This is a genomic window from Quadrisphaera sp. KR29 (assembly GCF_052644995.1).
In genome coordinates, this window is the sequence record NZ_JBQXXG010000016.1 from 42,848 (window position 1) to 68,210 (window position 25,363).

General features: G+C 74.9%; 22 protein-coding genes. 14 read left to right on the forward strand and 8 right to left on the reverse strand.

Annotated features, from left to right (window positions below):
• The first annotated feature begins 169 nt into the window (after window positions 1-169).
• From ACUN9U_RS14460 to ACUN9U_RS14480, 5 genes are read left to right on the forward strand one after another with little or no spacing between them, the layout of a single operon-like run.
• Window positions 170-967: a glycosyltransferase gene (locus tag ACUN9U_RS14460; RefSeq protein ID WP_445485707.1), complete on the forward strand. Its 798-nt coding sequence runs from the start codon at window positions 170-172 to the stop codon at window positions 965-967.
• Complete coding sequence (locus ACUN9U_RS14465; protein WP_445485708.1) at window positions 964-2,394, forward strand: glycosyltransferase family 4 protein; 1,431 nt, start codon at window positions 964-966, stop codon at window positions 2,392-2,394. The genes ACUN9U_RS14460 and ACUN9U_RS14465 overlap by 4 nt, the downstream gene beginning before the upstream one ends.
• Window positions 2,384-3,739: a glycosyl hydrolase family 8 gene (locus ACUN9U_RS14470; protein WP_445485709.1), complete on the forward strand. Its 1,356-nt coding sequence runs from the start codon at window positions 2,384-2,386 to the stop codon at window positions 3,737-3,739. The genes ACUN9U_RS14465 and ACUN9U_RS14470 overlap by 11 nt, the downstream gene beginning before the upstream one ends.
• Window positions 3,736-5,412: a glycosyltransferase gene (locus ACUN9U_RS14475; RefSeq protein ID WP_445485710.1), complete on the forward strand. Its 1,677-nt coding sequence runs from the start codon at window positions 3,736-3,738 to the stop codon at window positions 5,410-5,412. The genes ACUN9U_RS14470 and ACUN9U_RS14475 overlap by 4 nt, the downstream gene beginning before the upstream one ends.
• On the forward strand, window positions 5,409-7,052 hold the full coding sequence (locus ACUN9U_RS14480) for a glycosyltransferase family 39 protein (protein ID WP_445485711.1): 1,644 nt from the start codon (window positions 5,409-5,411) through the stop codon (window positions 7,050-7,052). Before ACUN9U_RS14475 ends, ACUN9U_RS14480 begins: the two co-directional genes overlap by 4 nt.
• A 152-nt stretch (window positions 7,053-7,204) precedes the next feature.
• Here ACUN9U_RS14480 and ACUN9U_RS14485 read toward each other — a convergent pair whose 3' ends face one another.
• The 5 genes from ACUN9U_RS14485 to ACUN9U_RS14505 all read right to left on the reverse strand — a co-directional run bounded on the left by ACUN9U_RS14485 (window position 7,205) and on the right by ACUN9U_RS14505 (window position 12,770).
• Window positions 7,205-7,885, reverse strand: coding sequence for a DUF4214 domain-containing protein (locus tag ACUN9U_RS14485; protein WP_445485712.1), 681 nt, complete (start codon window positions 7,883-7,885; stop codon window positions 7,205-7,207).
• Window positions 7,886-8,292: 407 nt separating this feature from the next.
• Window positions 8,293-9,765 (reverse strand): hypothetical protein, encoded by a 1,473-nt coding sequence (locus ACUN9U_RS14490; protein WP_445485713.1) that lies wholly within the window; start codon window positions 9,763-9,765, stop codon window positions 8,293-8,295.
• A 290-nt stretch (window positions 9,766-10,055) separates the two neighbouring features.
• On the reverse strand, window positions 10,056-11,399 hold the full coding sequence (locus ACUN9U_RS14495) for a UDP-glucose dehydrogenase family protein (RefSeq protein WP_445485714.1): 1,344 nt from the start codon (window positions 11,397-11,399) through the stop codon (window positions 10,056-10,058).
• 149 nt (window positions 11,400-11,548) lie between these two features.
• On the reverse strand, window positions 11,549-11,965 hold the full coding sequence (locus ACUN9U_RS14500) for a DUF805 domain-containing protein (protein WP_445485715.1): 417 nt from the start codon (window positions 11,963-11,965) through the stop codon (window positions 11,549-11,551).
• Between the two features lie 85 nt (window positions 11,966-12,050).
• Window positions 12,051-12,770, reverse strand: a complete 720-nt coding sequence (locus tag ACUN9U_RS14505) for a neutral zinc metallopeptidase (protein WP_445485716.1) — start codon at window positions 12,768-12,770, stop codon at window positions 12,051-12,053.
• A gap of 259 nt (window positions 12,771-13,029) precedes the next feature.
• Here ACUN9U_RS14505 and ACUN9U_RS14510 point away from each other — a divergent pair, with 259 nt between their 5' ends.
• The 9 genes from ACUN9U_RS14510 (at window position 13,030) to ACUN9U_RS14550 (ending at window position 21,421) form a co-directional block, all read left to right on the forward strand.
• Window positions 13,030-13,242, forward strand: a complete 213-nt coding sequence (locus tag ACUN9U_RS14510; protein ID WP_445485717.1) for a hypothetical protein — start codon at window positions 13,030-13,032, stop codon at window positions 13,240-13,242.
• 86 nt (window positions 13,243-13,328) lie between these two features.
• Window positions 13,329-13,844, forward strand: a complete 516-nt coding sequence (locus tag ACUN9U_RS14515) for a DUF427 domain-containing protein (RefSeq protein WP_445485718.1) — start codon at window positions 13,329-13,331, stop codon at window positions 13,842-13,844.
• Between the two features lie 175 nt (window positions 13,845-14,019).
• On the forward strand, window positions 14,020-15,084 hold the full coding sequence (locus tag ACUN9U_RS14520) for a LacI family DNA-binding transcriptional regulator (protein ID WP_445485719.1): 1,065 nt from the start codon (window positions 14,020-14,022) through the stop codon (window positions 15,082-15,084).
• A gap of 160 nt (window positions 15,085-15,244) precedes the next feature.
• Window positions 15,245-16,480 (forward strand): sugar ABC transporter substrate-binding protein, encoded by a 1,236-nt coding sequence (locus ACUN9U_RS14525; RefSeq protein ID WP_445485720.1) that lies wholly within the window; start codon window positions 15,245-15,247, stop codon window positions 16,478-16,480.
• A 17-nt stretch (window positions 16,481-16,497) separates the two neighbouring features.
• Entirely contained in the window at window positions 16,498-17,514 is a 1,017-nt protein-coding gene (locus ACUN9U_RS14530; RefSeq protein ID WP_445485745.1) for a carbohydrate ABC transporter permease, read from the forward strand.
• Window positions 17,511-18,389 carry a carbohydrate ABC transporter permease gene (locus ACUN9U_RS14535; protein WP_445485721.1) on the forward strand — a complete coding sequence of 293 codons (879 nt, stop codon included), beginning with the start codon at window positions 17,511-17,513 and terminating at the stop codon, window positions 18,387-18,389. The genes ACUN9U_RS14530 and ACUN9U_RS14535 overlap by 4 nt, the downstream gene beginning before the upstream one ends.
• 21 nt (window positions 18,390-18,410) lie before the next feature.
• A complete protein-coding gene (locus ACUN9U_RS14540) occupies window positions 18,411-19,298 on the forward strand; it encodes a ThuA domain-containing protein (RefSeq protein ID WP_445485722.1) in 888 nt (295 codons plus the stop codon).
• Window positions 19,295-20,416, forward strand: coding sequence for a Gfo/Idh/MocA family protein (locus ACUN9U_RS14545; protein WP_445485723.1), 1,122 nt, complete (start codon window positions 19,295-19,297; stop codon window positions 20,414-20,416). Before ACUN9U_RS14540 ends, ACUN9U_RS14545 begins: the two co-directional genes overlap by 4 nt.
• Before the next feature lie 468 nt (window positions 20,417-20,884).
• Window positions 20,885-21,421 (forward strand): substrate-binding domain-containing protein, encoded by a 537-nt coding sequence (locus ACUN9U_RS14550; protein ID WP_445485724.1) that lies wholly within the window; start codon window positions 20,885-20,887, stop codon window positions 21,419-21,421.
• Between the two features lie 24 nt (window positions 21,422-21,445).
• On the opposite strand, the gene ACUN9U_RS14555 is transcribed toward ACUN9U_RS14550, so the two are convergent.
• The 3 genes from ACUN9U_RS14555 to ACUN9U_RS14565 all read right to left on the reverse strand — a co-directional run bounded on the left by ACUN9U_RS14555 (window position 21,446) and on the right by ACUN9U_RS14565 (window position 24,803).
• On the reverse strand, window positions 21,446-22,426 hold the full coding sequence (locus ACUN9U_RS14555; RefSeq protein ID WP_445485725.1) for a hypothetical protein: 981 nt from the start codon (window positions 22,424-22,426) through the stop codon (window positions 21,446-21,448).
• A 157-nt stretch (window positions 22,427-22,583) separates the two neighbouring features.
• Entirely contained in the window at window positions 22,584-24,197 is a 1,614-nt protein-coding gene (locus ACUN9U_RS14560; RefSeq protein WP_445485726.1) for a hypothetical protein, read from the reverse strand.
• Window positions 24,198-24,353: 156 nt separating this feature from the next.
• The gene (locus ACUN9U_RS14565; RefSeq protein ID WP_445485727.1) at window positions 24,354-24,803 is read right to left on the reverse strand and encodes a hypothetical protein; all 450 of its coding nucleotides are present in this window, start codon (window positions 24,801-24,803) and stop codon (window positions 24,354-24,356) included.
• Between the last annotated feature and the right edge of the window lie 560 nt (window positions 24,804-25,363).

Below are 25,363 nucleotides of genomic sequence, written 5' to 3' on the forward strand. Positions count from 1 at the left end.
ACCCGCCCTCACAGCCCCACCTGCTGCAACCAGCCGGCACCAGCGCACCGGGTCACCGACCACCGCGCGCGAGCTCGCGCGCCCTGGCGGCGCCCACCCGCGCGTCCGCACGCCACCGAGCCAGACGGACCCGCCGAACCGGGCGGGCCGAGACCCCCTGGGGGAGACCATGGACCAGCAGCCAGGCAGCACGGGACACGGCGGTCAGCGCGGCCGGGACAGCCGCCCCGACCTCGACGTCGTCGTGCCGGTGTGGAACGAGGAGCTGCGGCTCGGCCCGACGCTGCGGGCCCTGCTCGAGGTGAGCGCCGCCCTGCCGGTGTCGACCACGCTCACCGTGGTCGACAACGGCAGCGTCGACAGGACGGCCGAGACCGTCGACGCCGCGGCGGCCCTCGCCGCCACCACCTCCCCGTCCACGCGGCTGCGGCTCATCGGCTGCTCGCGGCAGGGCAAGGGCGCCGCCGTGCGCCGCGGGATGCTCGCCAGCCGGGCGCGCTGGCGCGGCTTCGTGGACGCCGACCTGTCCACGCCCCCCGCGACGCTCGTCCCGGTGCTCGACAGGCTGGTCGCCGGGGACCCGGTGGTGATCGGCTCGCGCCGCGTGCCGGGCGCCGGCTACGTGGTGCGCCAGCCGCTGGTGCGCCGCCTGGGGTCGCAGGCCTTCCACGCCATGACCCGGTCGCTGACGGGCGGGGTCGCCGACACCCAGTGCGGCTTCAAGTTCTTCTCCGGGGACGCCGCCGACGCGGTCTTCCACCGCGTCTCGGCCAGCGGCTTCGCCTTCGACGTGGAGGTGCTCGCCGTCGCCCGCCGCCTGGCGCTGCCCGTGACGGAGCTCCCGGTGCAGTGGACCGACGACGCCCGCGGCTCCTCCCTCAGCCTGTGGACGCACGGCCCCCGCGTGCTCTCGGAGGTCCGCCAGCTGCGCACCTCGCTGCGCTCCACCCCCGCGCGGCTCGCATGAGCGCCCTGCGCGTGGCGGTCCTCAACTGGCGCGACCGCCGCCACCCCGGGGCCGGTGGGGCGGAGCTGTACTGCGAGCGCGTGGCCCGCGAGCTGGTCGCCGCGGGGCACCAGGTGGTGCTCGTGACCAGCCGGCCGGCGGGCACCGCGGCCCGCGAGGCGGTGGACGGGTACACCGTGCGCCGCCTGGGCGGCTGGATGAGCGTCTACCCGCTGGCGCTCGCCTGGTTGGCCCGCCACCGCCGCGGCGTGGACGCCGTGGTCGACTCCGCCAACGGGGTGCCCTTCTTCTCCCCGCTCGTGGCGGGTGGGACGCCCGTGGTGCTGCTGGTCCACCACGTCCACCAGGACCTGTTCACCCGCGCGCTGCCGCCCCTCCTCGCGCGCTTCGCCGCGTGGCTCGAGGGCCCGGCCACGCGCGCCGTCTACGGGCGGCGCACGGTGGTGGTGCTCTCCCCGTCCACGCGCACGGCCGTGCGCCGCCGCCTGCACCTGCGCGGCCCGGTGCGCGTGGTGCCCGGCGGGGTCGACACCCTCGCCGTCGAGACCTCCCGCAGCGCGGACCCGCGCGTGGTGGTGGTCGGCCGGCTCTCGCCCCACCAGCGCCTCGACTCCCTCGTGGTCGCCGTGGCGCGCGCCGCCGCCCGGGTGCCCGGTCTCGAGCTGCACCTCGTCGGGGACGGCGCCGAGCGGGCGCGCCTGGAGGAGCTCGCGGCCGCCCTCGCCGCGCCGGTGGTCTTCCACGGGCGCCTCTCCGACGCCGACCGCGACGCCGTCCTGGCCACCGCCTGGCTCACCGTGAGCGCCTCGGACAGCGGCGACTGGTCGCTGCGCCTGCTCGAGGCCAACGCCGCGGGCGTCCCGGCCCTGGCTCGCCGCGTCAGCGGGCTGCGCGACACCGTCCGCCACGGCGAGAGCGGCTGGCTGGTGGACGAGGAGGGCGCCGCCGACGTGGTCGCCCGCCTCACCGACGCGCTGGTCACCGCGCTGCAGCAGCTGGCCGACCCCCAGCGCGCGGTCGCCGCCAGCGACGGCGCCCGCGCGTGGGCGCAGCGGTTCTCCTGGTCGCGCACCGCCGAGGGGCTGCTGTCGGCGGTGGCCACGGAGCGGGCGCGCCAGCAGCGCGCCCGCGCCCGCGGCGAGCGGCGCAGCGGCAACGACGTCTCCGTGGTGGTCGAGCTGCCCCGCGAGGCGCTGCCCGCCGCGTGGGACCCGCGCGCCGCGACCTCGCGCGCGGAGGACCGCTGGAGCGTGGACGGTCCGCTGGTGCGCGCACTGCTGACCGCCGCCGACGAGGAGGACGCGCGCGGCCTGCTGCGCCGCCTGCACGTCGACCCCGACCAGCCGGGCGTCCGCCTGCTCGTCGCCCGCCACGCCGACGTCGTCGACGCGGCCCGTGCGAACCCCGGAGGCCGCGTTGTCGCTTGACCAGCTGGACAGCGGGGCACCCGCCGCCCCCACGGCCGCCGGGGCGGAGCGCGCCGGCACGCCGACGCGCCGCGCCCGGCGCCGCCGGACGGCGCTGCGCCGCCGGTCCCTCCTCGCCGGTGCCGCCCTCGTGGTCGCCGCGCTCGTGGTGGTGCTCACGACCCTGCCGACGGGCGGGCCCCGCGCCGCCGTGCAGCGGATCGCCGCGGACCCGGCCGTGGTGCCGGCGCAGCCGGCGATGCTCGCCGAGCTGTGGACGGCCTACAAGGCGCGGTACCTGGAGCAGGGCACCGGCCGCACCCTCGACCCGTCGCAGGGAGACATCACCACCTCCGAGGGCCAGAGCTACACGATGATGCGCGCCGTCTGGAGCGACGACCGCGCCACCTTCGACACCGCCTGGCAGTGGACCAAGGACAACCTGGGCCGCGAGGACCACCTCAACGCGTGGCGCTTCGGCCAGCTGCCCGACGGCACGTGGGGGGTGCTGACCGAGTCCGGTGGCGGCAACGCCGCCAGCGACGCCGACGTCGACATGGCGTTCGCGCTGCTCATGGCGTACTCGCGCTGGCAGCACGACGGCTACCTCTACGACGCGCGCTCGCTCATCGACGCGGTGTGGCGCTACGAGGTGGTCGACGTGGCGGGCCAGCCCGTCCTGGTCGCCAACGACCTGGAGCGCAACGACCCGGCGTCGGTGCTGGTCAACCCCAGCTACCTGGCGCCCTACGCCTTCCGCGCCTTCGCCCGGGTGGACCCGGCGCACGACTGGGAGGCGCTGGTGGACAGCTCCTACGCCCTGCTCGACCGCGTGACCACCGAGCCGCTCGGCGGGCAGCAGGCGTCGGGGCTCGCCCCCGACTGGGTGCGCGTCGACAGGGCCACCGGCGCCGTCAGCGCCGCCACCGACGTGCAGCCCGCCGGTGGTGACAGCACCGACTCCGGCTACGAGGCGCTGCGCCTGCCGTGGCGCCTGGCGCTGGACGCCCGCTGGAACGACGAGCCGCGGGCCACCGCGCTGCTGCAGCGCCAGGGCGAGGTGCTCGCCGCCTCCTGGGAGAGCACCGGGTCCCTGGCCGCGATCCACCACCTCGACGGCTCCCCGGCGGTCGACTACGCCAGCGCCGCCATGTACGGCGGGGTGGTCGGGGCCCTGGAGGTCGCCAGCCCCGAGGCGGCCGAGCAGGTCTACCGGCAGGAGCTGGAACCGCTGTACGACGCCGACTCCCGCGCCCCCTCCCGCGACGTCGGCTACTACGAGGCCAACTGGAGCTGGTTCGGCGCGGCGCTCCACCTGCACGCGCTGCCCGACCTCCTCGACCCGCAGGGGAGCGACCTGCCGTGAGCACGACCACCGACACCACCACAGCCCCGGCGCCGCTGCGCCGGCCGGCGCTCACCGAGGCCGACGTCGCCTTCCTCGACCACGTGCCCAGCAAGGCCTGGCTCGCCGTCAACGCCCTCGTGGCGCTCGGCTACTTCGCCCTGGTGGTCTTCGCCTTCCAGCACGGCAACCCGTGGATGTTCTGGGGCCTGGTGGTCACCGAGGTGTTCCACCTGCTGCAGATCGCCGGGTACGTCCACACGGTGTGGGCCCGCGACGGGCAGCGCCCCTTCGACCCGGCCTTCGACGGCGGGGTCGACGTGTACATCACCGTCTGCGGGGAGCCCCGGGAGGTGGTCCGGCAGACCGCGCTCGCCGCGCTGGCGATGCAGCACGAGGGCCCGGTGGTGGTGACGCTGCTCAACGACGGCCTCGTGGCGCGCCGCGAGAACTGGCGCGAGGCGGAGGAGCTGGCGGACGAGCTGGGCGTCGCCTGCCTCACCCGCACGACGCCCGGCGGCGCCAAGGCCGGCAACATCAACCACGCGCTGCGCCACACGCAGCAGCCGTTCGTCGTCGTCTTCGACGCCGACCACGTCCCGCACCCGACGTTCCTGCGCGAGGTGATGGGCTACTTCACCGACGAGCGCATGGGCTTCGTGCAGACGCCGCAGTACTACGGCAACCACCGCGACAACCGGGTCACGCGCACCGCGTGGGAGCAGCAGACGCTGTTCTTCGGACCGATCATGACCGGGAAGTCGCGCGTCGACTCCGCCTTCATGTGCGGCACCAACATGGCGGTGCGGCGCACAGCCCTGGAGGAGGCGGGCGGCATGTGCGAGACGAGCATCGCCGAGGACTTCCTGACCTCCCTGCTCGTGCACGAGCGCGGCTGGCGCAGCACGTACGTGCCCAAGGTGCTGGCCGAGGGACTGGCCCCCGACGACTTCCTCAACTACTACAAGCAGCAGTTCCGCTGGACCCGCGGGAGCCTGGAGATGGTCGTCTCCTACAACCCGCTGCTGCGCCGCGGGCTCACCTGGGGCCAGCGGCTGCAGTACCTGACCTCGGCGGGGTACTACCTGTCCGGCGCGGTGGTGCTGCTGTCCACGCTCCTGCCGGTCATCTACCTGTTCACCGGCGCCACGCCCATCGTCACGTCGACGATGACGCTCGCGCTGGTCTTCATCCCCTACATGTGGACGAACCTCTACGTGCTGCAGCGCACCAGCGGCTTCTCCTACAGCTTCCAGGCCATCTCGTTCTCCCTCTCGGCGTGGTGGCTGCAGCTCTCAGCCCTGCACGCGGTGCTCACCCGGCAGCAGACGAGCTTCTCGGTGACCAGCAAGGACGTCGGCACCGGCGGCCAGGCGAACTTCCTGGCGCTGGTGGTGCCGAACATCGTCTACGCGCTGGTGGGCGTGGCCGCGATGGTCGTCGGCGTGCTGCGCGAGGGAGTCTCGCCGTCCCTGGTGGCCAACGCCGCCTGGCTGCTCGTGCACGTGGGCGTCTCGGTGCCGTTCGTGCTGGCCGCCGCCCCCCGGCGCGGCGCCCCCGCCGCCGAGCCCGCCGCCGAGGCGACCGGGCCGGCGACGGTCGAGGCGGGCGTCATCGACGTCCGCGACACCGCCCCCGCCGGCGTCCCCGCCGCCGCCCCGTCCGGTGAGCCCGAGCTGGAGGAGGTGCGATGAGCACCACCCTGCCCACCGCGCCGGTGCTCGCGCCGGCACCCGTCCTCGCGCCGCTGCCCGCGGAGGACCGCCCGCCCGGCCCCTGGCGCCGGCTCGAGCACCGGCTCTCCCGCCACCGCCGCGCGGTGGTCGGTGCGGTGCACGCGCTGTGCGTGGCCGCCGTGCTGGCCACCTCCCGGTTCGGCCTGCTGCACGAGAGCCTGCGCCTGGACGAGTCGCAGAGCCTGGGGCAGACCGACCGCAGCTACGGCTCGATGCTCGAGGCGGTCTCGCGCGACGTCCACGTCCCCGGCTACCACGTGCTGCTGCGGACGTGGCGGCTCGTCTTCGGGATGGACGTCGCCACCGCCCGCTCGCTGAGCCTGCTGTTCTTCGTCGCGAGCATCCCGGTGCTCTACCTCGTGGCCCGCCGCCTGCTGCGCACCCGGTGGGCGCTGCTGGCGGTGGCGCTGTACAGCCTGTCGCCGTTCATGAACTGGTACGGCAACGAGACCCGCATGTACTCGATGCTCGTGCTGGTCACCCTGGGCAGCCAGTACTTCTTCCTCAGGCTCCTGCGCGAGTCCGACGGCGTGGCGTGGGCCGGGTACGCGGCGGTCGGCGTCGTCGGGGCCTACACGCACTACTTCTTCCTCTTCGTGCTCGCGGCGCAGGGCGCCTACTACCTGCTCACCGTGCTCCCGCACCTGCGGCGGCGGTGGCGGGACGTCGTCCGCTACGGCGGCGTCGCGGCGCTGGTGGGTGCGGCGCTGGTGCCCTGGTACCTGTACTTCACGGCCAACGGCTCCGCCTCGAGCACCCGCCCGCACCTGCCGGTGCCGAGCTCGGTGGACTTCACCAACGTCTACTCGCAGTTCCTCGTGGGCTTCCAGAGCGACGCGGTCAACTCGGTGTTCGTGGCCACGTGGCCGGTGCTGGTCATCGTGGCGTTCCTGGCGGTGCGCGTGGGCGGGCGGCCCAACAGCGAGGGCGGGTACCTGCTGGCCGCGGCCTTCGGGCCGGTGCTGCTGGCCTTCGTGGTCAGCCACACGCTCTCGCCGATGTTCCTCTCGCGGTACATGGTGGCCGCCCTGCCGGCGGTGCTGCTGCTCGTCGTGGCGTTCATCAGCAGGCTGCGGCCCCGGGCCGCGGTGACCGCCGCGGTGCTGGCGCTGGCCGCGACGGCGGGGGTGTCCGTGCAGCAGGTGGTCAGCCCCGACGTGTCGGTGAAGGAGGACTACCGCGGCGCCGCCCGGCTCGCGGAGGCCAAGGCCACCTCGCGGGACGTGGTGGTGCTCTCCGCGCCGTTCACGATCATGCCGTTCGAGCAGTACTACCGCGGTGACGCGGCGGTCCGCACCCTGCCGGCGTGGGACCGCGCCGCCAACGGCGGCCTCGCCCCCTTCGACGAGGCGACCCTCCCGCAGCAGGTGGACGCGCTCGCGGCGGGCCACCAGCGGGTGTTCCTGCTGCTCAGCTACGACCAGGGCTACCAGCCGCAGGTCGAGCGGTACTTCCACGACCACTACCCGCGCATCTACGAGCAGGAGCTCACGCCCGGCATGGTGCTCGTGGGCTACCGGGTGGACTTCGACGCGCTGATGCCGGTGGCCGGGCTGCAGCTGGACGCGACCCCGGTGGAGCAGCCCGCCGCCGGCTAGCCCCGGTGGTCGGGGTCCAGCGTCGGAGGACGGAGCGGCCCCACCAGCGTGCGCTCACGCTGGTGGGGCCGCTCCGGCCGCACCTCGGGATGCCGGGCCAGAGCCTCATGCCGCCCTCCGGCGCCGCGTGAGGGCGGTGCCCGCCGATCGGGTCAGAAGTACTCGCGGGTGGTGCGGTACTCCGGCGTGGCGGCGAGGAGGACCTGAACGTTGATGTCGGACTCGACCTCCTTGCCGTACCAGTAGTTCAAGCCGGGGATGTCGGCGTCGCGGCGCAGGAGGTCCTTGTAGTGCTGGTTGACCCGGTAGCGGACTGCCTCACCCGAGTACCAGAGCTCGCGCAGTGCGGCCAGTCGCCCGACCCGGTCGATGCGGCCGGCCCAGTAGGCCACCTCACCGTCGTTGGGCGTGCGGCTGAGGACGTAGAGGTACCAGGCGCGGGCCACGAACTCACGGCCGTACGACGACGACCACGTGTTGGCGAACTCCTGGCTCGCAAGGATGTTCTGCTGTGCCCACTCCACGGGGAAGCGCCCAGCGATCGCCCCGTCGATCCAGTAGGAGGCTCCCGGGTCGGGCGCCCGGTTGAGGTAGTCGTTGTAGTAGCTGGTGATCTGCTTTTCGGTGTACTCGCGGCTGTGCGTGATGGCCCACAGCGCGTCGGCCGGGTTGGAGCGGCCGATGGTGTCGACCCAGTACTGCGAGCCGGGGTCGGCGGTGGCGTCCCGCTCGAGGAAGTCGCGGTACCAGGCGTTGACCTGCGTCCTGTCCGTCGGCGCCGCCACAGCGGGCGCCGCTGCCGTCGTCCCCGCCACCAGCGCCGCGGCCGCCACAGCGACCGCCCTCCACGTCCACCGCACCGTGGTCCCCCCGTCGTCATCGCCGGCCCAGGGCGTCCCCGGGTGCTCGCACAGTAGTTGCCTCGGATGAGTGCGCGCGTTCGCGTCCTCGCTGGACGGCCGCGCTGAGGTTCTGGTCTGAGCGCCGTTGAGGTGCTCATGACACCAGCACCGCTTGCGGGTCGCGGACGTTGACGAGCTCGGAGAGTCGGCCCCAGCGTGACGAAGTGGTCACGCTCATCGGGCCGATCCTCCGAGGCCCCGGCCCGTCGGGGCGTCCAGTGCAGGCACCTGGTCCTCACCGGCCCGCGAGCGCCCTCGCACAGCCTGGACCATCAGGGCTGGAGGGGAACCACATCGACCAGCGCCAGCCCCCGCACCGCGGCCCCGCGCTCCGGGCCTCAGGCCAGGCCGTCCCCGCGGACGGTCCTGCCGTCGCTGGGGGAGGAGGCCCACCGGCTGGTGTCCCACCCGGAGTACCAGACCGCCCGGCCGTTGTCGCCGCGGTAGACGACGACGTTGCCGTCGTCCTGCACCACGAGGCGCGACGGGCCCGCGCGCCAGGTGTCGGTGCTCCACAGGGCGCGCGGGTAGGAGCCGCGGTAGGCGACGAGGTTGCCGTCGGGCTGGAAGGTCAGCCGCTCGGTGCCGTACCTGCCGTTGAACCACACCGGCCTGCCGCCGGCGGTGTAGACGACGGCGTTGCCGTCGGCCTGCAGCGTGAGGAAGTAGCGCCCGTTCGCTGAGGTGACGCGCTGCCCGGGCAGCAGCGCCTCACCGCCGCGCAGGCCGGTGCGGTCCCAGCCGGAGTACCAGGCGGCGCTGCCGTCGAGCCGGTAGAGCACGGCGTTGCCGTCGTCCTGCAGGCGCAGGGTCTCGGCGCCGTTCCCGCCCCCGCCCGAGCGCCACAGGACGCGCCCGTCGCGGGAGGTGATCAGCATCTCGCGGTCGTCGGCGAGCCTGAACGTCGCGCCGGGGTTGCCGTAGGTGTCCGAGGCCCACAGCGCGCGGCGGCCGGGCCCGTAGACCACGAGGTTGCCGTCGCCCTGGAGGGTCATCCCGTACTGGCGGTTCGGGCTCATCAGCCACTCACCGGCGGCGAGGGACTGGCCGTGCGTCATGCGGTCGGTGCCGGCGGGGGAGCCGTCGCCGGGCGGGTCGACGTGGTCGTAGATCCCGACGCCGACCACCACGGGCACCTGCACCGCAGCGCCGCGGCAGGTGGCCAGCCAGCGCTGCAGCCTGTCGTGCTCGGCCCTGTCGACGCTGAGGCTCCAGCGGTACTTCACCTGGGTCCACTCCACCGCGTAGCGGCAGGCGCTGCCGGTGCCGGGCGGCGGGCCCCAGGCGTCGGGGTCGGTGGCGAGCTTGGAGCGGACCTGGTCCAGCGGCGCCACCTGCAGGGAGGGCGTGAAGTTCAGGACGTTGGCGAAGGCGATCCGCCGGGCAGGGCTCCAGCCCTGCGCGCCCGAGCGCCACGCCTCGGCGGGCAGCACGGTCTGGACGACGCCGAGCTCGCGCGGGTCGGTGTACGTCCTCACGGCGCCGCCGGTGTAGAAGGGCGTCCACCGGCCCTTGGCGAGCAGGCAGCCGAAGTTCTCGTCCCGGGTGGGGAGCACCTCGGACTGCGCGTACAGGGCCATGTAGGCGGAGGGGCAGGTGCTGCCGCCGGCGTCGTCGGGGAAGGGGAACTGCCCCGGTTCGTAGGGCGCAGGCGCTGACTGCTCGCGCACGGGCAGCTGCGCGAGCAGCTCGAGCGCGGGCGTGGTCGCGGCCGACGCTGCGGGGGCGACGACGACGCCCGCCAGCAGCGTCCCGGCGGCGAGTGCGGCGGCCACCGCCGCGGAGAGCAGGTGGCGACCGCGGCGGAGCATCCCGCGACCGTAGCTCCGCGTCCGTGCACCGCGTCGGCTCTTGAGGCGACCCGCAGCGCCTCACGGTGACGGGCGCGCGGGTGCGGTCACCACCCGATGAGGACGTCCTCTTGGCCGCATCTCGCCCTGTGCGGTGCAGGCCTGACCTCCAGCGCGACCACGTGCGCAGTCGCCAGCCCACGCAGCTGACCGGGCCGAAGACCCCTGACGGCACGCGCCTGCACTTCGGCCTCGCTGCGCTGCACGGCGTGCGGCCCCTCCCCCGCGCTCGCCGCCGCCCGTCGTCGTCCTCAGGCGCTGGGGCGCCCGAGGGCGCGGTAGGTGAAGCCGGCCGCGCGCCAGCGGGTGGGGTCCAGCACGTTGCGCCCGTCGATGACCTGGCGCCCGCGCGTCAGGGTGGCCACGTGGGTGGGGTCGAGGCCCACGTACTGGGGCCACTCGGTCAGGAGCAGGACGACGTCGGCGCCGCGCAGGGCCTCGTCGGTGTCGTGGGCGTAGGTCAGGTCGCCCCACAGGCGCTGGGCGTTGGCCACGGCCTCGGGGTCGGTGACCACGACGTCGGCGCCCTGCAGGCGGGCCATGGCGGCGATGGCGATGGCGGGGGAGTCGCGCACGTCGTCGCTGTGGGGCTTGAACGCCGCGCCCAGCACAGCGATCTTGCGGCCGATGAAGGAGCCGCCGCAGGCCTCGCGGGCCAGGTCGACGACCTTGGCGCGCCGGCGCATGTTGATGGAGTCGACCTCGCGGAGGAACGTCAGGGCCTGGTCGGCGCCGAGCTCACCGGCGCGGGCCATGAAGGCGCGGATGTCCTTGGGCAGGCAGCCGCCGCCGAAGCCGACGCCGGCGGAGAGGAACTTGCGCCCGATGCGGTCGTCGTGGCCGATGGCGTCGGCCAGGACCTTCACGTCGCCGCCGGCGGCCTCGCAGACCTCGGCCATGGCGTTGATGAAGGAGATCTTGGTGGCGAGGAAGGCGTTGGCGGCGGTCTTGACCAGCTCGGCGGTGGCGTAGTCGGCCACGATGACGGGGGTGCCGGTGGCGATGGGACGGGCGTAGACGCGACGCAGGACCTGCTCGGCGCGCTCGCTCGTCACGCCCAGCACGAAGCGGTCCGGAGCCAGGGTGTCGGTCACGGCGTGGCCCTCGCGCAGGAACTCGGGGTTCCACGCCAGCTCCAGGTGGGGAGCGCGCTCGGTGAGCAGGTCTGCCAAGCGGGCGGCGGTGCCGACCGGGACGGTGGACTTGCCCACCAGCAGCGCGGGTCCCTCCAGGACGTCCGCGAGGGCCTCGAACGCGCGCTGGACGTAGGTGGTGTCGGCAGCGAGCTCGCCCTTGCGCTGGGGGGTGCCCACGCAGACGAAGACGACGTCGCAGGCCTTGAGGTCGGACACCTCGGTGGTGAAGGTGATGGACCCGTCGGCCTCGCCGCCGCAGACGCGGGTGAGCAGCTCGGGCAGGCCGGGCTCGAAGAAGGGGGCGCGGCCTGCGGCCAGGGCGTCCAGCTTGGTCTGGTCGATGTCGTAGCCGATGACCTCGTGGCCGAGCTCGGCCATGCAGGCGGCGTGCACCGCACCGAGGTAGCCCAGGCCCACCACACCCACCCGCAGCGCGGCGCCCGTCGCAGAGCTCGTCATGGGCAGCATTGTGGGGGCACGTCACTCTGCGTGGGCTTCAGTGGCCGTGAGGCCCCCGTTCGGAGCAGGGCGCAGCAGCGCCGCCGGTCCCGGAGCGGGACCGGCGGCGCTGCTCGCTGATGCCTTGATCCGCGGGTCAGACGTGCGCGTCAGACCTGCTGGTAGCCGTAGCCGGGCACGAAGCCGGCAGCGGCACCGCCGCGCGGGGCGCCGTAGGCGTTGGGCAGCGGGTCGGACGGCGCCAGCAGTGCGATGAGCAGCAGGACCGGCCCGGCGAGCGGGATCAGGCCCATGAAGTAGTACGTGCCCGGGCGCCCGGAGTCGTGCAGGCGACGCACCGCCAGCGCGGTCATCGGCACCACCGACGCGGCGATGACGAGCAGCATGAACGGCGCGACGCCGTACCAGCCGAGCGCCACGTTGAACACGAGGGTGTCGACGGTCGCGGCGGCGAAGGTCGCGACCAAGTAGGCGCCGGTGAACCACAGCAGCTCGGGCCGGGTGGCCCGCCCGCGGAAGGTGGCGTACTGGCGGAAGGCGGAGGTGACGGCCTGGACGGGGGACATGGCTGCTCCTGAGGGGTCTGGTGGGAGTACTGCGGTGCTCAGCTGGCGTGGTGAGAAGGCGTGGCGAGCGGGCGTGGTCAGCGCCTCACGGCTCCATGCCGTCGTAGAGGCAGCCCTCCACGCCGTTGTCGATGCCGTGCTGGAAGAAGGCGGTGCGCTCCTCGGCGCTGCCGTGGGAGGTGGTGTCGGTCCAGCCGGTCTCGTCGGCGGCGGCCTCCAGGCCCGCCGCGAGCTCGGCCTCGTCGCCCTCGTCCCACGAGAGCAGGCCCTGGTCGGTGGCCTCCGCGAGGGTGGCGCCGGCCAGGCAGTCGGCCTGCAGCTCCGCCCACGGCGCGGTCCAGCCCGGCTGGCGCTGCTGGATGGCGTGGCCCCACTCGTGGGCGACGACCATGTAGACGAAGGCGTCGCCGATCTCGTAGGTGCCCTGGTAGAGCAGGTCGTCGCTCATGGCGATCCAGTCCTCGCCCACGGGCTCGGCGCAGTGGAGCGCGTTGGAGGGGGTCAGCCCCTCCTCCCCGCCGCATGCGTAGCTGTCGACCCCGGAGGTGTACATGCCCTGCACGCCCTCGGAGCCGGTGTAGACCAGCGGCGCGACGTAGTCCTCGCCGAAGTACCAGGCGTAGTTGTCGGCCCAGTACTGGTCGACCACCACGATGGCGTCGGTGAGCTCCTGCTCGGGGGAGACGTCGTCGTAGGTGTCGCTCGCGGCGGCGGGCACCGCGGCGGCGATGACGGCGCCGCCCGCGGCGAGGGCTGCGGCCAGGCCCCGGCGGGCGCAGCGGCGGGCGGTGCGGGTGGTGGTCATGGCGGGAGGTCCTTCCTGGGTGCGCCCTGGGCTCTTCCGCAGGGCTGCCTGGGTGATGAGGAGAACCTGCCGGTGTCCGCTTGCGCCCGGGTTGCAGGCGCCTTGCGGGCGCGAGAACGGGCTTGCAGGCGGCGCGACACGCCGCGCTGAGCAGCGCAGATCACGGGCAGGACACGACGGGTCACGGTGTGGCAACGACACGCTCGCGACACGCCGCAGCCCGTTCCGCCGCCGGCGCCGCGCCGCCGACCATCACTGCGTGGTCCTCCTCGCCGTCGCGCTGCTCGCCCTCGTCGTCGTCGGCGTCCTCGGGGTCGTCGCGATGGGCGTGTGGGAGTCGCGCACCTCCGCCGCCGCCCCCGCCCGCCCCGCCCTGCTGGCGGTGCTCGACGAGGTGCGCCAGGCCCAGCCCGACGACGCCGAGGCGCCCCGGCCCGTGCGCGCGCTGCGCGCGGTGCTGACCGCCGCCTGACCTCCCCCCGGACCGACGACCCGTCGGCCGCGGGCAGACAGCGTCGTCTGCTCGCGGTCTGCGGGTCGTCGTCGCACCATGCGGGGGTGAGCCCGCGCCCCGTGCCCCTGCCCGCCCGGCCCGGCCAGGAGTCGGTCTGGGACTACCCCCGCCCACCAGCCGTCTCGCCGTCCGCGAAGCGCGTGGTGGTGGCCTTCTCCGCCGACGACGGCGGGGGAGTGCTCGCCGACACCACCGGCGCGGTGCGCGTGCTGGAGACCAGCCACCCGCCCACGTGGTACCTGCCGCGCGCCGACGTCGACGTCGCCCGCCTGCGCCCCAGCGCCGCCGCGCAGACGTCGTGCGAGTTCAAGGGCCGCGCCACCTACTGGGACGTGCTGACGCCTGCCGGCCACCTGCTCGAGGCGGCCGCGTGGAGCTACGAGGAGCCGCTGCGCGGCTTCGAGGCGATCACGGGGATGCTCTCGCTGCGCCCGGGCCGGCTGGTGTGCTCGGTGGACGGCGAGGTGGCGCGCCCGCAGGAGGGCGGCTTCTACGCCGGCTGGATCACCGACGACGTGGTCGGCCCCTTCAAGGGGGGCCCCGGCACCTGGGGCTGGTGACCCGCCGGGGGTGGCGGACGCCCACGATCACCATGACCCTGGGCGTCCGCCACCCCCGCTCCAGGTCACGACTGCATCACGGGGTCTTGCCAACCGCGGGCGACGGCGCCTACGTTCCTCCGCATCGATCCGTATCGACGACGACGCGGACGCGAGCAGCGAGGGAGGTGCTCCGATGCCCACCAGCCGTGACGTGGCCAAGCTGGCCGGGGTCTCCCAGAGCACCGTCTCCTACGTCCTGTCCGGCAAGCGCCCGATCTCGGAGGAGACGCGCCGGCGCGTCGAGGGCGCCATCGCCGAGCTGACGTTCCAGCCCAACGCCGGTGCCCGTGCGCTGGCCAGCCAGCGCACGCAGGTGATCGGGCTGGTCGCGCCGTTCGGCGTCACCTCCGACCACTCCGGGCTGCTGCCCTTCATCGAGACCATCGCCCGCCGCGTGCGCGAGCACGACCACGACCTGCTGCTGGTCACCAACGACGAGGGCGCGCAGGGCCTGGTCAGGGTGGCCGGGCGCCGCATCGTCGACGCGCTGGTGGTCATGGAGGTCGAGGCGCGCGACGAGCGCATCCCCGTGGCCGCGGGCCTGGACGTCCCCGTGATCCTCATCGGCGTCCCCGACGACCCGGCGGGCCTGCCCTGCGTCGACCTCGACTTCGAGGCGGGCGGCGCCATGGCGGTCGCGGAGCTGGCGGAGTCCGGCTGCCGCACCGTGGCGGTGCTGGGCTACTCCGCCGCCGAGATCGACAGGGGCATCAACTACGTCACCCGCTTCCACGAGGGCGTCGAGCGCGAGGCCGCCCGGCGCGGGCTGCCGCTGACCACGCTCTCCCCGGTCGAGCTCGACAGGGCCTCGATCGACGCCGCCCTCGACGAGGTGCTCAGCGCGGAGGACGAGGACGGCGAGCTGCCGGGCCTGGTGCTCCCGCACACCGAGGGCGTCGCCGGGGTGCTGCGCGCGCTGGCCGACCGCGGCCTGGTGCCCGGGGAGCACCTCAACGTCGTCGCGATGAGCACCGACGCCGCGGCGGAGGAGTTCACCACGCCGCTGACCAACGTCTCCCTGGAGCCGCGCGACGTCTCGCGCCGCGCCGTGGACACCCTCTTCCGCCTGCTCGACCCCGACAGGTCCGCCGCCGACGGCGACGTGCCCGGCGTCGAGCTGGTCCACCCCCGGCTGACCCGCCGGGCCAGCACCCCGGCCCGCCCCGCCAGCGGCGCGGCCCTCCCGCACACGGCCTGACCCCGCGGGGGAGGAGGCCCCCGCAGCCATCACCGCTATCGATACGCATCGACAACACGCAGTGCCACAGCACTCACCACCCGTAGGCGACAGACCCCCACAGGCTGAGCAGCAGCCCTGGCAGATCCCCGTGACGACGCGGGGAGGAACGGATGACGACATGGCTCGACACAGAGTCCTCACCACCGCACTGGCCGCCGGCGCAGCGGTGCTCCTGCCCTTCACCCTGGCCGCGTGCGGCGGCGGGTCCAGCAGCGGCAGCGGGGGCGGCGGCGGTGACGCCGGCACCTTGACCATCCAGGACTACTACAACGACGACCCGGGCAAGTCCGTCTGGGAGGGCGTCTACAACGCCTGCGCCGAGACCGCCGGGGTGGAGCTGGACATCGTCCACATCCCCGGCGGGGACCTCATCGCCAAGGTCCTGCAGCAGGCGCAGTCCAAGACCATGCCCGACGTGCTCATGCTCGACAACCCCGACCTGCAGCAGATCGCTGCCTCCGGCGCCCTGGCCGACCTCTCGCAGTGGGACGTCTCCACCGACGGCTACGCCGAGGGCATCGTCCAGGCGAGCACCTACGAGGGGAAGCTCTACGGCCTGCAGCCGGTGACCAACTCGATCGCGCTCTTCTACAACACGCAGATGCTCGCCGACGCGGGCGTGCAGCCGCCCACCACCTGGGACGAGCTCAAGACCGCCTCGGCCGCCCTGACCAAGGACGGCAAGTACGGCCTGGCCGTCTCGGCGATCAACACCTACGAGGGCACCTGGCAGTTCCTGCCGTTCTTCTGGTCCGCCGGCGGCGACGAGAAGGACATCAACACCCCCGAGGCGGCCTCCGCGCTGCAGCTGTGGGTGGACATGTTCCAGGCCGGCTCCATCTCCCAGTCCGCCGTGAACTGGACCCAGGCCGACGTCAACGACCAGTTCAAGGCCGGCAACGCCGCGATGATGGTCAACGGCCCCTGGCAGTTCCCGAGCCTGGCCGAGTCGGACGTCGACTACGAGGTGGTCCCGATCCCCGCGCCGCAGGCCGGCGAGGCCACCGTCTCCCCGCTCGGCGGGGAGACGTGGACCGTCCCCGAGACCGGCAACCCCGACAAGCAGGCCAAGGCCGCCGAGATCGTCAAGTGCATCAACTCCGACGAGAACCAGCTGCTGCTGGCGGAGAAGAACAACACGGTGCCCACCAAGACGGCGATCGCCGAGCAGTACGGGGCCACCAACCCGGCGGTCAAGGGCTTCGCCGACCTCGTGCCGGACCTGCGGGCCCGCACCGGTGAGCTGGGCGAGCAGTGGCCCGAGGCCGCCACCAAGATCTACACCGCGATGCAGGACGCCATCGTCGGTGGCAAGACGCCCGAGCAGGCCCTCGCCGACGCGCAGAACGGCTGAGAGCTGCGGTGAGCACGCTGTCGAGCCGCGAGGGCGCGCACGCCCCTGCGAGCGGCGCGACCGGTCGGCTCCCCCGGGACGGCGGCGCCCAGCCGCCGTCCCGGGGCGGGGAGGCACCGGCGCGCCGCCGTGCCTCCGGGGCCGGCTCCGCGCGCACCCGGGCGAGGGTCGCCGAGCTGGCCTTCCTCGCCCCGGCCGTGGTCTACCTGGTCCTCTTCTTCGGCTACCCCGTCGTCAAGAACGTGCTCATGGGCTTCCAGGAGTACACGACCAAGACCTTCTTCACCGGTGAGGCCCCCTGGGTGGGCCTGGACAACTACACCGCCGTCATCGGCTCCTCGCTGTTCAGCAGGGCGCTGCTCAACACGGTGCTCTTCACCGGCGGCTCGATCCTGGGGCAGTTCGTCATCGGGCTGGCGATCGCGGTGTTCTTCCGCCGCTCCTTCCCGCTGAACAACGTGCTGCGGGCGCTGCTGCTGCTGCCGTGGCTGGTCCCGCTGATCGCCTCCGCGGCGGTGTGGCGCTGGATCCTCGACACCGACTACGGGGCGCTCAACAGGCTCCTCACCGCGCTGCCGTTCGTCGAGGCCAACCCCGCCTGGCTGACCAGCACCTCCCTCGCGCTCATCGCCGTCATCGGCGTGAACATCTGGCTGGGCATCCCCTTCAACGCCACCATCCTCTACGGCGGCCTGCAGGAGATCCCCGAGGAGCTCTACGAGGCCGGGGCCCTCGACGGCGCCACCGGCTGGCGCGCCTTCCGCCACATCACCTGGCCGCTGCTGCGCCCGGTGGTCACGGTGGTGCTGGTCCTGGGCGTCGTCTACACGCTGAAGGTGCTCGACATCATCCTGGGCCTGACCAACGGCGGGCCCGCCAACGCCACCCAGACCATCGCCACCTACAGCTACTTCACGTCCTTCAAGGAGTTCGACTTCGGCCAGGGCGCGGCGCTCGGCAACGTGCTCGTGCTGCTGTCGCTGCTGTTCGCCGTCATCTACCTGCGGCTCAACCGGAAGGCGGTCGACGAGTGAGCGCCGTCCCCATCACCACCGCGACCACCACCCACGACGGCGCCCCGCCGGCGCAGCGCTCGGGCCGCCCGGCCGCGCACCGCTGGCTGGCCACCGCGGCGGGGGTGCTCATCCTCGCGGTGATGCTCTTCCCGCTGTACTGGATGCTCAACGTCTCCCTGCAGTCCGGCGGCGGCGCCGTGGCCACCCCGTGGTTCCCCGAGTCGCCCAGCCTCGACGGGTACGTGCGGGCCTTCGACGACCAGGGGCGCAACCTGGTCACCTCCCTGGTGGTCAGCCTGGGCGCGGTGGTGGTCAGCCTGCTCATCGCGGCGCCGGCCGCCTACGCCCTCGCGCAGTTCCGCTGGCGCTGGGTGACGTGGGTGCTCTTCGCCGTCCTGATCACCCAGATGATCCCCGGCATCGTCGTCGCCAACGCCCTGTACAGCGCCTTCAGCGACCTCGGGCTGCTCAACTCGATCCCGGGCCTGATCCTGGCGGACTCCACCGCCGGCGTCCCGTTCGCGATCATCGTGATGCGGGCGTTCATGTCCAGCATCCCGGCCTCGGTCATCGAGGCCGCCCGGGTCGACGGCGCCGGCCAGCTGCGCGCGTTCATCTCGATCGTGCTGCCGATGAGCCGCAACGCCCTCATCACCGCCGGGCTCTTCACGTTCCTCTTCGCCTGGGGCGACTTCCTGTTCGCCCTGACCCTGACGACGACGGAGGACGTGCGCCCGGTGACCCTGGGCCTGTACCAGTACATCGGCACCTACGTCAGCGACTGGTCGCCGATCATGGCGACCGCCGTGCTGTCGTCGCTGCCCGCCATCGTCCTGCTCCTCGTGGCCCAGCGGTACGTCTCCGCCGGCGTCACGGGGGGTGCCGTCAAGTGACCAGCACAGGGAGCCCCGCCCATGGCAGACATGACCACCGGTGACCACGGCGAGGAGGGTGGCCGCCGCTACGCGGTGACCGGGCCCGACCGCGGCCCGGACTCCAGCGTGGCGGCCACCGGCCGCCCGATCCGCGTGACGGTGTGGGGGGAGAACGTCCACGAGCGCGAGGAGCCGGAGGTCGCCGCGCGCTACCCCGACGGCATGCACGGCGCCGTGGCGCAGGGCGTCGAGGAGCTGCTGGGGGAGCGGGCCGTGGTGCGCACCGCCACCCTGGACGCCGACGCCGACCACGGCCTGTCCGAGGAGGTGCTGCGCGAGACCGACGTCCTCACCTGGTGGGGCCACGCCGCCCACGACCAGGTCTCCGACGCCGTCGTCGAGCGCGTGCACCGCCACGTGCTGGAGGGGATGGGGCTCATCGTCCTGCACTCCGGCCACTGGTCGAAGATCTTCACGAAGCTCATGGGCACCACGTGCACGCTGCGCTGGCGCTCCGAGCACGACCGCGAGCTCGTCTGGACCGTGGACCCCACGCACCCCATCGCGCAGGGCGTCCCGCACCCGATGGTCATCGACGAGGACGAGATGTACGGCGAGTTCTTCGACGTCCCCGCCCCCGACGAGCTGGTGTTCCTCTCCACCTTCTCCGGCGGGGAGGTGTTCCGGTCGGGCATGACCTACAAGCGCGGCCACGGGAAGGTCTTCTACTTCCGCCCCGGCGACCAGGACTACCCCACCTACTTCCACCCCGGCGTTCGCAGGGTCATCGCCAACGCCGTGGAGTGGGCCGTCACCCTGCGCGCCCGCCGCGAGGTGCCGGTGCTCCTGCGCCACGACACCGGCGACTTCTACCGCGGCTTCGACTACACCGGCGCCCTGGACCCGTCTGCCAGGGTGGGCTCGTGATCGGCGCAGGGTCCACCGGGCGCGACGACGCCCTGCAGGTCGTCCAGGTCGGCGCGGGCGCCATGGGCGGGGCGTGGCTGTCGGTGGTGGCCGAGTCGGACGAGGTCGAGCTGGTCGGCCTGGTCGACCTCGACCTCGACGCCGCGCGCCGCCAGCTGGCCGAGCGCGGGCACCCGGACCTGGCCGTCGGCACCGACGCGGTCGCGCTGGCCGTCGAGACCGGCGCGACCGCCGTCCTCGACATCACCGTGCCCGGCGCCCACCACCCGGTGACCACCGCGGCGCTGTTCGCGGGGCTGCCCGTGCTGGGCGAGAAGCCGTGCGCGGCCACCCTGGCGCAGTCGCTGTCGCTGGTCGCGGCCGCGGAGGTCAGCCAGCGCCTGTTCATGGTCAGCCAGTCGCGCCGCTGGAACCCGCAGCTGTGGGCCTACCGCGACCTGCTGCGCGGCCTGGGCGCGGTGGGCCTGCTGCAGACCGACTTCTACAAGGCCCCGCACTTCGGCGGGTTCCGCGACGAGATGGCCCACCCGCTGCTGGTCGACATGGCGATCCACCAGTTCGACATGGCCCGCTTCCTGCTGGGCACCGAGCCGGTCTCGGTGAGCTGCGAGGAGTGGAACCCCTCCTGGAGCTGGTACGCCGGGGACGCCTCGGCCACCGCGGTGTTCGAGTTCACCGGCGGCGCCCGCTACGTCTTCACCGGCTCGTGGTGCGCGCCGGGGGCGGAGACCTCCTGGAACGGCGCCTGGCGCGCCGGCGCCGAGAAGGGCAGCGCGCTGTGGGACGGCGACCACGAGCCGACGGTCGACGTCGCCGACGAGGGCGCCGCGGTGCCCGAGCCCGGCGCCCGTCTGCCGCACGACGGCATCGCCGGGTCGCTCGCGGTCTTCGTCGACGCGCTGCGCACCGGCACCACCCCGCAGGGGGAGGTGCACGAGAACGTGCTGAGCCTGGCGATGGTCGAGGCCGCTGTGCAGTCCGCGGCCACCGGGGCCCGGGTGGCCCTGGACGACGTGCTCACCGCCGCCTGGGAGCAGGCCGTGGCCGACGAGCGCCGCGACGACGTCCGCGAGCAGCTGCGCTCCTGGACCTCCGTGCGCGGCGCCCTGGGGGCCTGACACCTCCCACGCCCCCTGCGGCGGTCGAGGGGGTCCGGTGCGCCGCAGCGCACGGGAATCCCTTGATCGTCGCAGGTCAGGGCGCTGGCTGGCGTACCTTGGCCCTCCCGAGGGGGACACCGGGGAGGTGCGCGGTGGGAACCAGGTCGAGGACGCCCGTGGTCGGCCTGGTGGTGCCCTTCGCCACCGGCTCGGACAACGCGGGCATGCTGCCCTTCATCGACGCCGTCGCCCGCGGCGTGCGCGAGCACGACCACGACCTCCTCCTGGTCACCTCCCGCGACGGCGTGCGCGACCTGCGCCGCATCTGCGAGCGCGGCCTCGTCGACGCGGTCATCCTCATGGAGGTCGAGAAGGACGACGAGCGCGTGCCCACGGCCCGCGCGCTGGACGTCCCGGTCGTCCTCATCGGCATCCCCGACGACCCGCGCGGCACCACCTGCGTCGACGTCGACTTCGCCGCCGGCGGTGCGGCTCGCGGTCGCCGAGCTCGCGGCGTGCGGGTGCCGCTCGGCCGCGCTGTTCGGGCACCCGCGCGCCCTGGTCGAGCGCGGCATCGGCTACATCGAGCGCTTCGAGCGCGGGGCCGTCGCCGAGGCGCAGCGGCGCGGCCTGCCCCTGCAGGTGCTGCCGCCGGTCGAGCTCGACCGGGCCTGCGTGGACGCCGCCCTCGACGACGTCCTGTCCCAGGAGGAGGAGGACGGCGCGCTGCCCGGCCTGGTGCTGCCGCACCCGGAGTCGCTGGTCGGGGTGCTGGAGGCGCTGGCCGACCGCGGGCTCGTGCCGGGCGTGCACCTCGACGTGGTCGCCCAGTGCCCCGACGCCGTCGCCGCGCGGCTGTCACCGGCGCTGACCAACACCTCCCAGGAGCCCGAGGACGTCTCCCGGCGCGCTGTCGAGGCGGTGTTCCGGCGCCTGGCGCACCCCGAGGAGCCGCCCGCGGTGGAGCTGGTGGCCCCCCGGCTGACGCGCCGGGCGAGCACCTCCGCCCGCGACCGCGGCTGAGACCTGCCCGGGCCCGGGCAGGTCTCAGCCGGCCCGGCGGCGCCGGCGCTCCTGCGCCGACAGCCCCAGCACACCGGCGAGGAGCGCGCCGCCGACCAGCAGCGGCGCCAGGACGCCGGCGACGTCCGAGGCGCTGGTCCGCGCCGACTGGGCGTCCGTCTCCAGCAGCGTGGTGCCGCCGCCCACGGCGTCGGCGACGTCCGGCAGCACCGGAGCGGCCTGCGCCAGCTGTCCGCTGGCGCCCAGCTGGTCGACCGTCACCGTGTCGGACAGCGGCACCACCGCCGCCGAGGACGGGTCGGCGCTGGGCAGCAGCGAGGCCAGCGACGGTGACGCGGTGGTCCGCGCAGCGGTGGCCGGCGTCCGCGTCGGGCGCGCGGCGGTGGGCGGCGTCGTGGTCACGGGCAGCGGGACGGCGCTGCTGGGCGGCGCCGTCGTCGGGGGCAGCGCGGCCGGGGGAGCGGTGGTCGGGGGAGGGGTGGTCGGTGGCGCTGTCGTCGGCGGAATCGTCGGCGTCGTCGGGTCCGGGGCGGGCGTGGTCACCGGGGGCTCGGGAGTCGGGTCGGGCGCCGGCGTCGTCACCGGAGGAGCGGTGACGGGCGGCTCGGGTGCCGGGGTCGTGGTCGGCGGCTCCGGGGTGGGGTCCGGGGCGGAGCTGCTGGCCCCTGAGCCGCTGGCCCCTGAGCCGCTGGACCCGGAGCTCTCCGACCCGGAGCCGCCGGCGCCGGTGCTCGGCGCGCTGCCGGCTCCACCACCGCCCCCGGTGCTCGCCCCGTCGCCCGCGCTGGGAGCCGCGCCCGTGGACGAGGACCCGGCGCTGGGCTCGACCGTCGCCGCCACGGCGGTGCCCGGAGCCAGCAGGACCGCTGCCGCGACGAGGGCGCTCACGCCCACCGAGCGCGCCCGCCCCGCCGACGCGCGGCCCGGTCCGGACTGCTGCTGGCCCTCCACGGCGGCTCCCCTCTCCTGGCGCACGGCCGGAGCGGGGTGCGCGACGGCTCTCATCGTGCGCCTGGAGGCACCGACCGGGGAAGTGCGGTCGGCGCGCCGTGACGCTGGCGTGACCCTCGTCGCAGCATCCTGCCGACGGCTCGTGACAGACCGTCGACGCAGCGTGGTGACGCAGCAGGGCAGCGCCGCAGCAGCGCCTCGCTCGGCCTCGTCAGCGCAGCGCGCGGCGGCCGCGTCCGCGCGCCACCGCGGCGCGCGTCCGCTGCCGGCGCGCCGACTCCGCCGCCGTGCCGGCCAGCGCCAGCGCCGCTCCCGCCGTCGTGAGCAGCAGCAGCGCATCGGGTGAGCTGGGAGAGGGCGCCTGCGGGCCCACCGCGCGGGAGAGCAGGGACCCGGTGTCGACGGCGGGGGGCAGGAGCCCCAGCGAGGTCCCGGTCAGCCGCTGCGCGTTCAGGTCGCTCCCGGGCAGGAGGCCCCCGCCGCCGTCGACGGCGGCGGACAGCAGCTGGACCAGGTCGACCGGACCCGTGGCCCGGTGGCGGGGGCTGCCCTGCTGCAGCTCGGCGCCGGAGCGCAGCGCGTCGACGAGCACCGAGCTGTCGACGTGGCGCCCGGAGACGGAGCTCAGCACCCCCGAGGTGGAGGTCGGCGACGACGACACCGGCCCGAGGCCGCCGGTCGCCGGTGCGCCGGGCCCGCCGGGCCCGCTGGCGTCGCCGACCGCGGGCGGGACGGTGGTGGCGTCGCTGCTCGAGGAGCCGTCAGCGCTGCCCGTCGTCCAGCGGGGCTGCGAGGACGACGGCGCGTCCTCAGCGCCGGGCGCCGAGGACGGCGGCGCGGTCGAGGGGCTCGGCGCCGCCGAGGACGGCGGGGTCGAGGGGGCCGGCGGCGCGGAGGACGGAGGGCCGTAGACGGCGCCCTGGCCGGCAGTGGAGGTGCTCGGGGCTGGCGCGGGTGTCGTGGTCGAGGGGGCCGGTGTGCTCGTCGAGGGGGTCGGCGCCGCCGAGGACGGCGGGGTCGAGGGGGCCGGCGGCGGAGAGGACGGAGGGCCGTAGACGGCGCCCTGGCCGGGGGTGGAGGTGCTCGGGGCTGGCGCGGGTGTCGTGGTCGAGGGAGCCGGCGCGCTCGTCGAGGGGGCGGGGCTGCTGGGCGCTGCGGGCTGCGCAGCGGTGCTCGGCGCCGCCGGCGCGGAGGACGGGGGGCCGTAGACGGCGCCCTGGCCGGGGGTGGAGGTGCTCGGCGCGGGCGTGGTGGTCGAGGGGGCGGGGGTGCTGGGCGCCGCGGAGGGGCCCGTCCCAGGGGCGACGGCACCGGGCCTGCTGCCCCCGGGGGAGCTGGGGTGCGAGGCGGGTGTCGTGGGCTCGGGATCCGGCGTGGTGGCCTGGGGCGCCGACGAACTGGGCTCCGGGGCCGGCGTGGTGGCCTGGGGCGCCGACGTGTTCGGCTCCGGGTCCGGCGTGGTGGGCTCGGGCGCCGGCGAGCTCGGCTCGGGGTCCGGCGTCGCCGACGCGGGCGGCGTGCTGGTGCTGGCCGAGGGCGTCTGCTCCGGCTCGTCACTCGAGGCCGGGCTGCTCGGGGCCTCGTTGCTCGGGGCCTGGCTGGTCGGCTCAGCGTCGGCGGGCGTGCTGGGGCTGCTCGCGGCGTCCGTCGTCGTCGTGCTCGGACCGCTCGACGGCGACGAGCCCGGGTCCTCACCGGCGGCCGGGCTGCTCGTGACCTCGGCAGTGACGGCGGTGGGCGCCTCGTCGGCGAGGGCCAGCGCCGGGACGGCGATGACGCCCAGCCCGGTGAGGCCCAGGACCCCGAGGGCTCGCGCACTCCGCACGGCCGCGCTCATCGGGGGTCTCCGGGGCAGCAGTGCACGGCGGGCTCCAGGCGGGGTCCGTCGGCGCAGACCCGCGCCGGGGGGCGGCACAGGGGGATGCCGCGCGCACAGGATGCCCGAAGTCTCCCGTTTCGTGAAGCAGAACCTCGTGAGTGCTCAGACCTCCCGGCGCCGACGGGCCCACCGGCGCAGCCCCGACTGCCCGGTGAGGGCGAGCAGCAGCGCCCCACCGACCAGCAGCGGCATGCCGTAGGTGCTCAGGTCGTGCAGCCAGCTCACCGGCTCGGCAGCGACCTCCGTCACCGGGGCGCCCGCCGCGCTCCCCGTGGGGGCCGGCACGGGCGCCGCCCCGAGCAGCAGGGACTCGTCGGGTGCGGTGAGCGCGGGGTCCGTCGCCACGAGGAGCGTGGCCGTCGGCGCGGGCTGCGGCAGCTCCCCGGTGCGCGCGGCGTCGAGGGACGCCAGGGCCGTGGCCACCGAGACGCCGCGCCCCGCTGTGGAGGTGCGCCGCTCGTCGTCGAGCACCACCCCCACCTGGCGGCGCGGGGCCGTCGACGCCGCGGGCGCTGAGCTGCCGAGGGGGCTGGGCGCCGCGGAGGTGGCCACGGGAGACGGGGCGGGGGCCGTGGCCCCGCTCCCCGGAGCGCCTGCAGCGCCGGTGCTGGTGGGCGTGCCCGGGGAGGGGGCCGGTGGGCACGTCGCGTCGGGCGCGGGTGCGGGCGCCGTGGTCGGCGCTGCCGAGGGCGTCACGCCCGGTGCGGTGCCCGGGACGGGAGGCAGCGACGCGGAGGGCGACGGCGACGCGGACGCTGCCGTCGACGGCGACGCGGACGGGGTCGTCGACGGGGCCGTCGACGGGGCCGGGCACGCGGGACCGCTCGACGGGCTGGCTGTCGGGTCCGTCGGCGCCGGGGTGGGCGCCTCGGTCGAGGGCGGAGGCGTCGACGACGGGGGCGTCGAGGTCGCCGGCGGGCTGGCCGGCGCGGACGGGGCAGGGGTCGGCGCGCCGGTGCCGCTGCTCGGGGTGGGGGCCGGCGCACCGTCCGGGCCGTCGGTCGACGCGCCGGAGGGGTCGGTGGCCGAGCCGGTGGCCGAGCCGGTGGCCGAGCCGGTGGCCGGGCCGCTGGGGCCGGCGTCGGTGCTGGCGTCCGTGCTGGCCGGCGCGG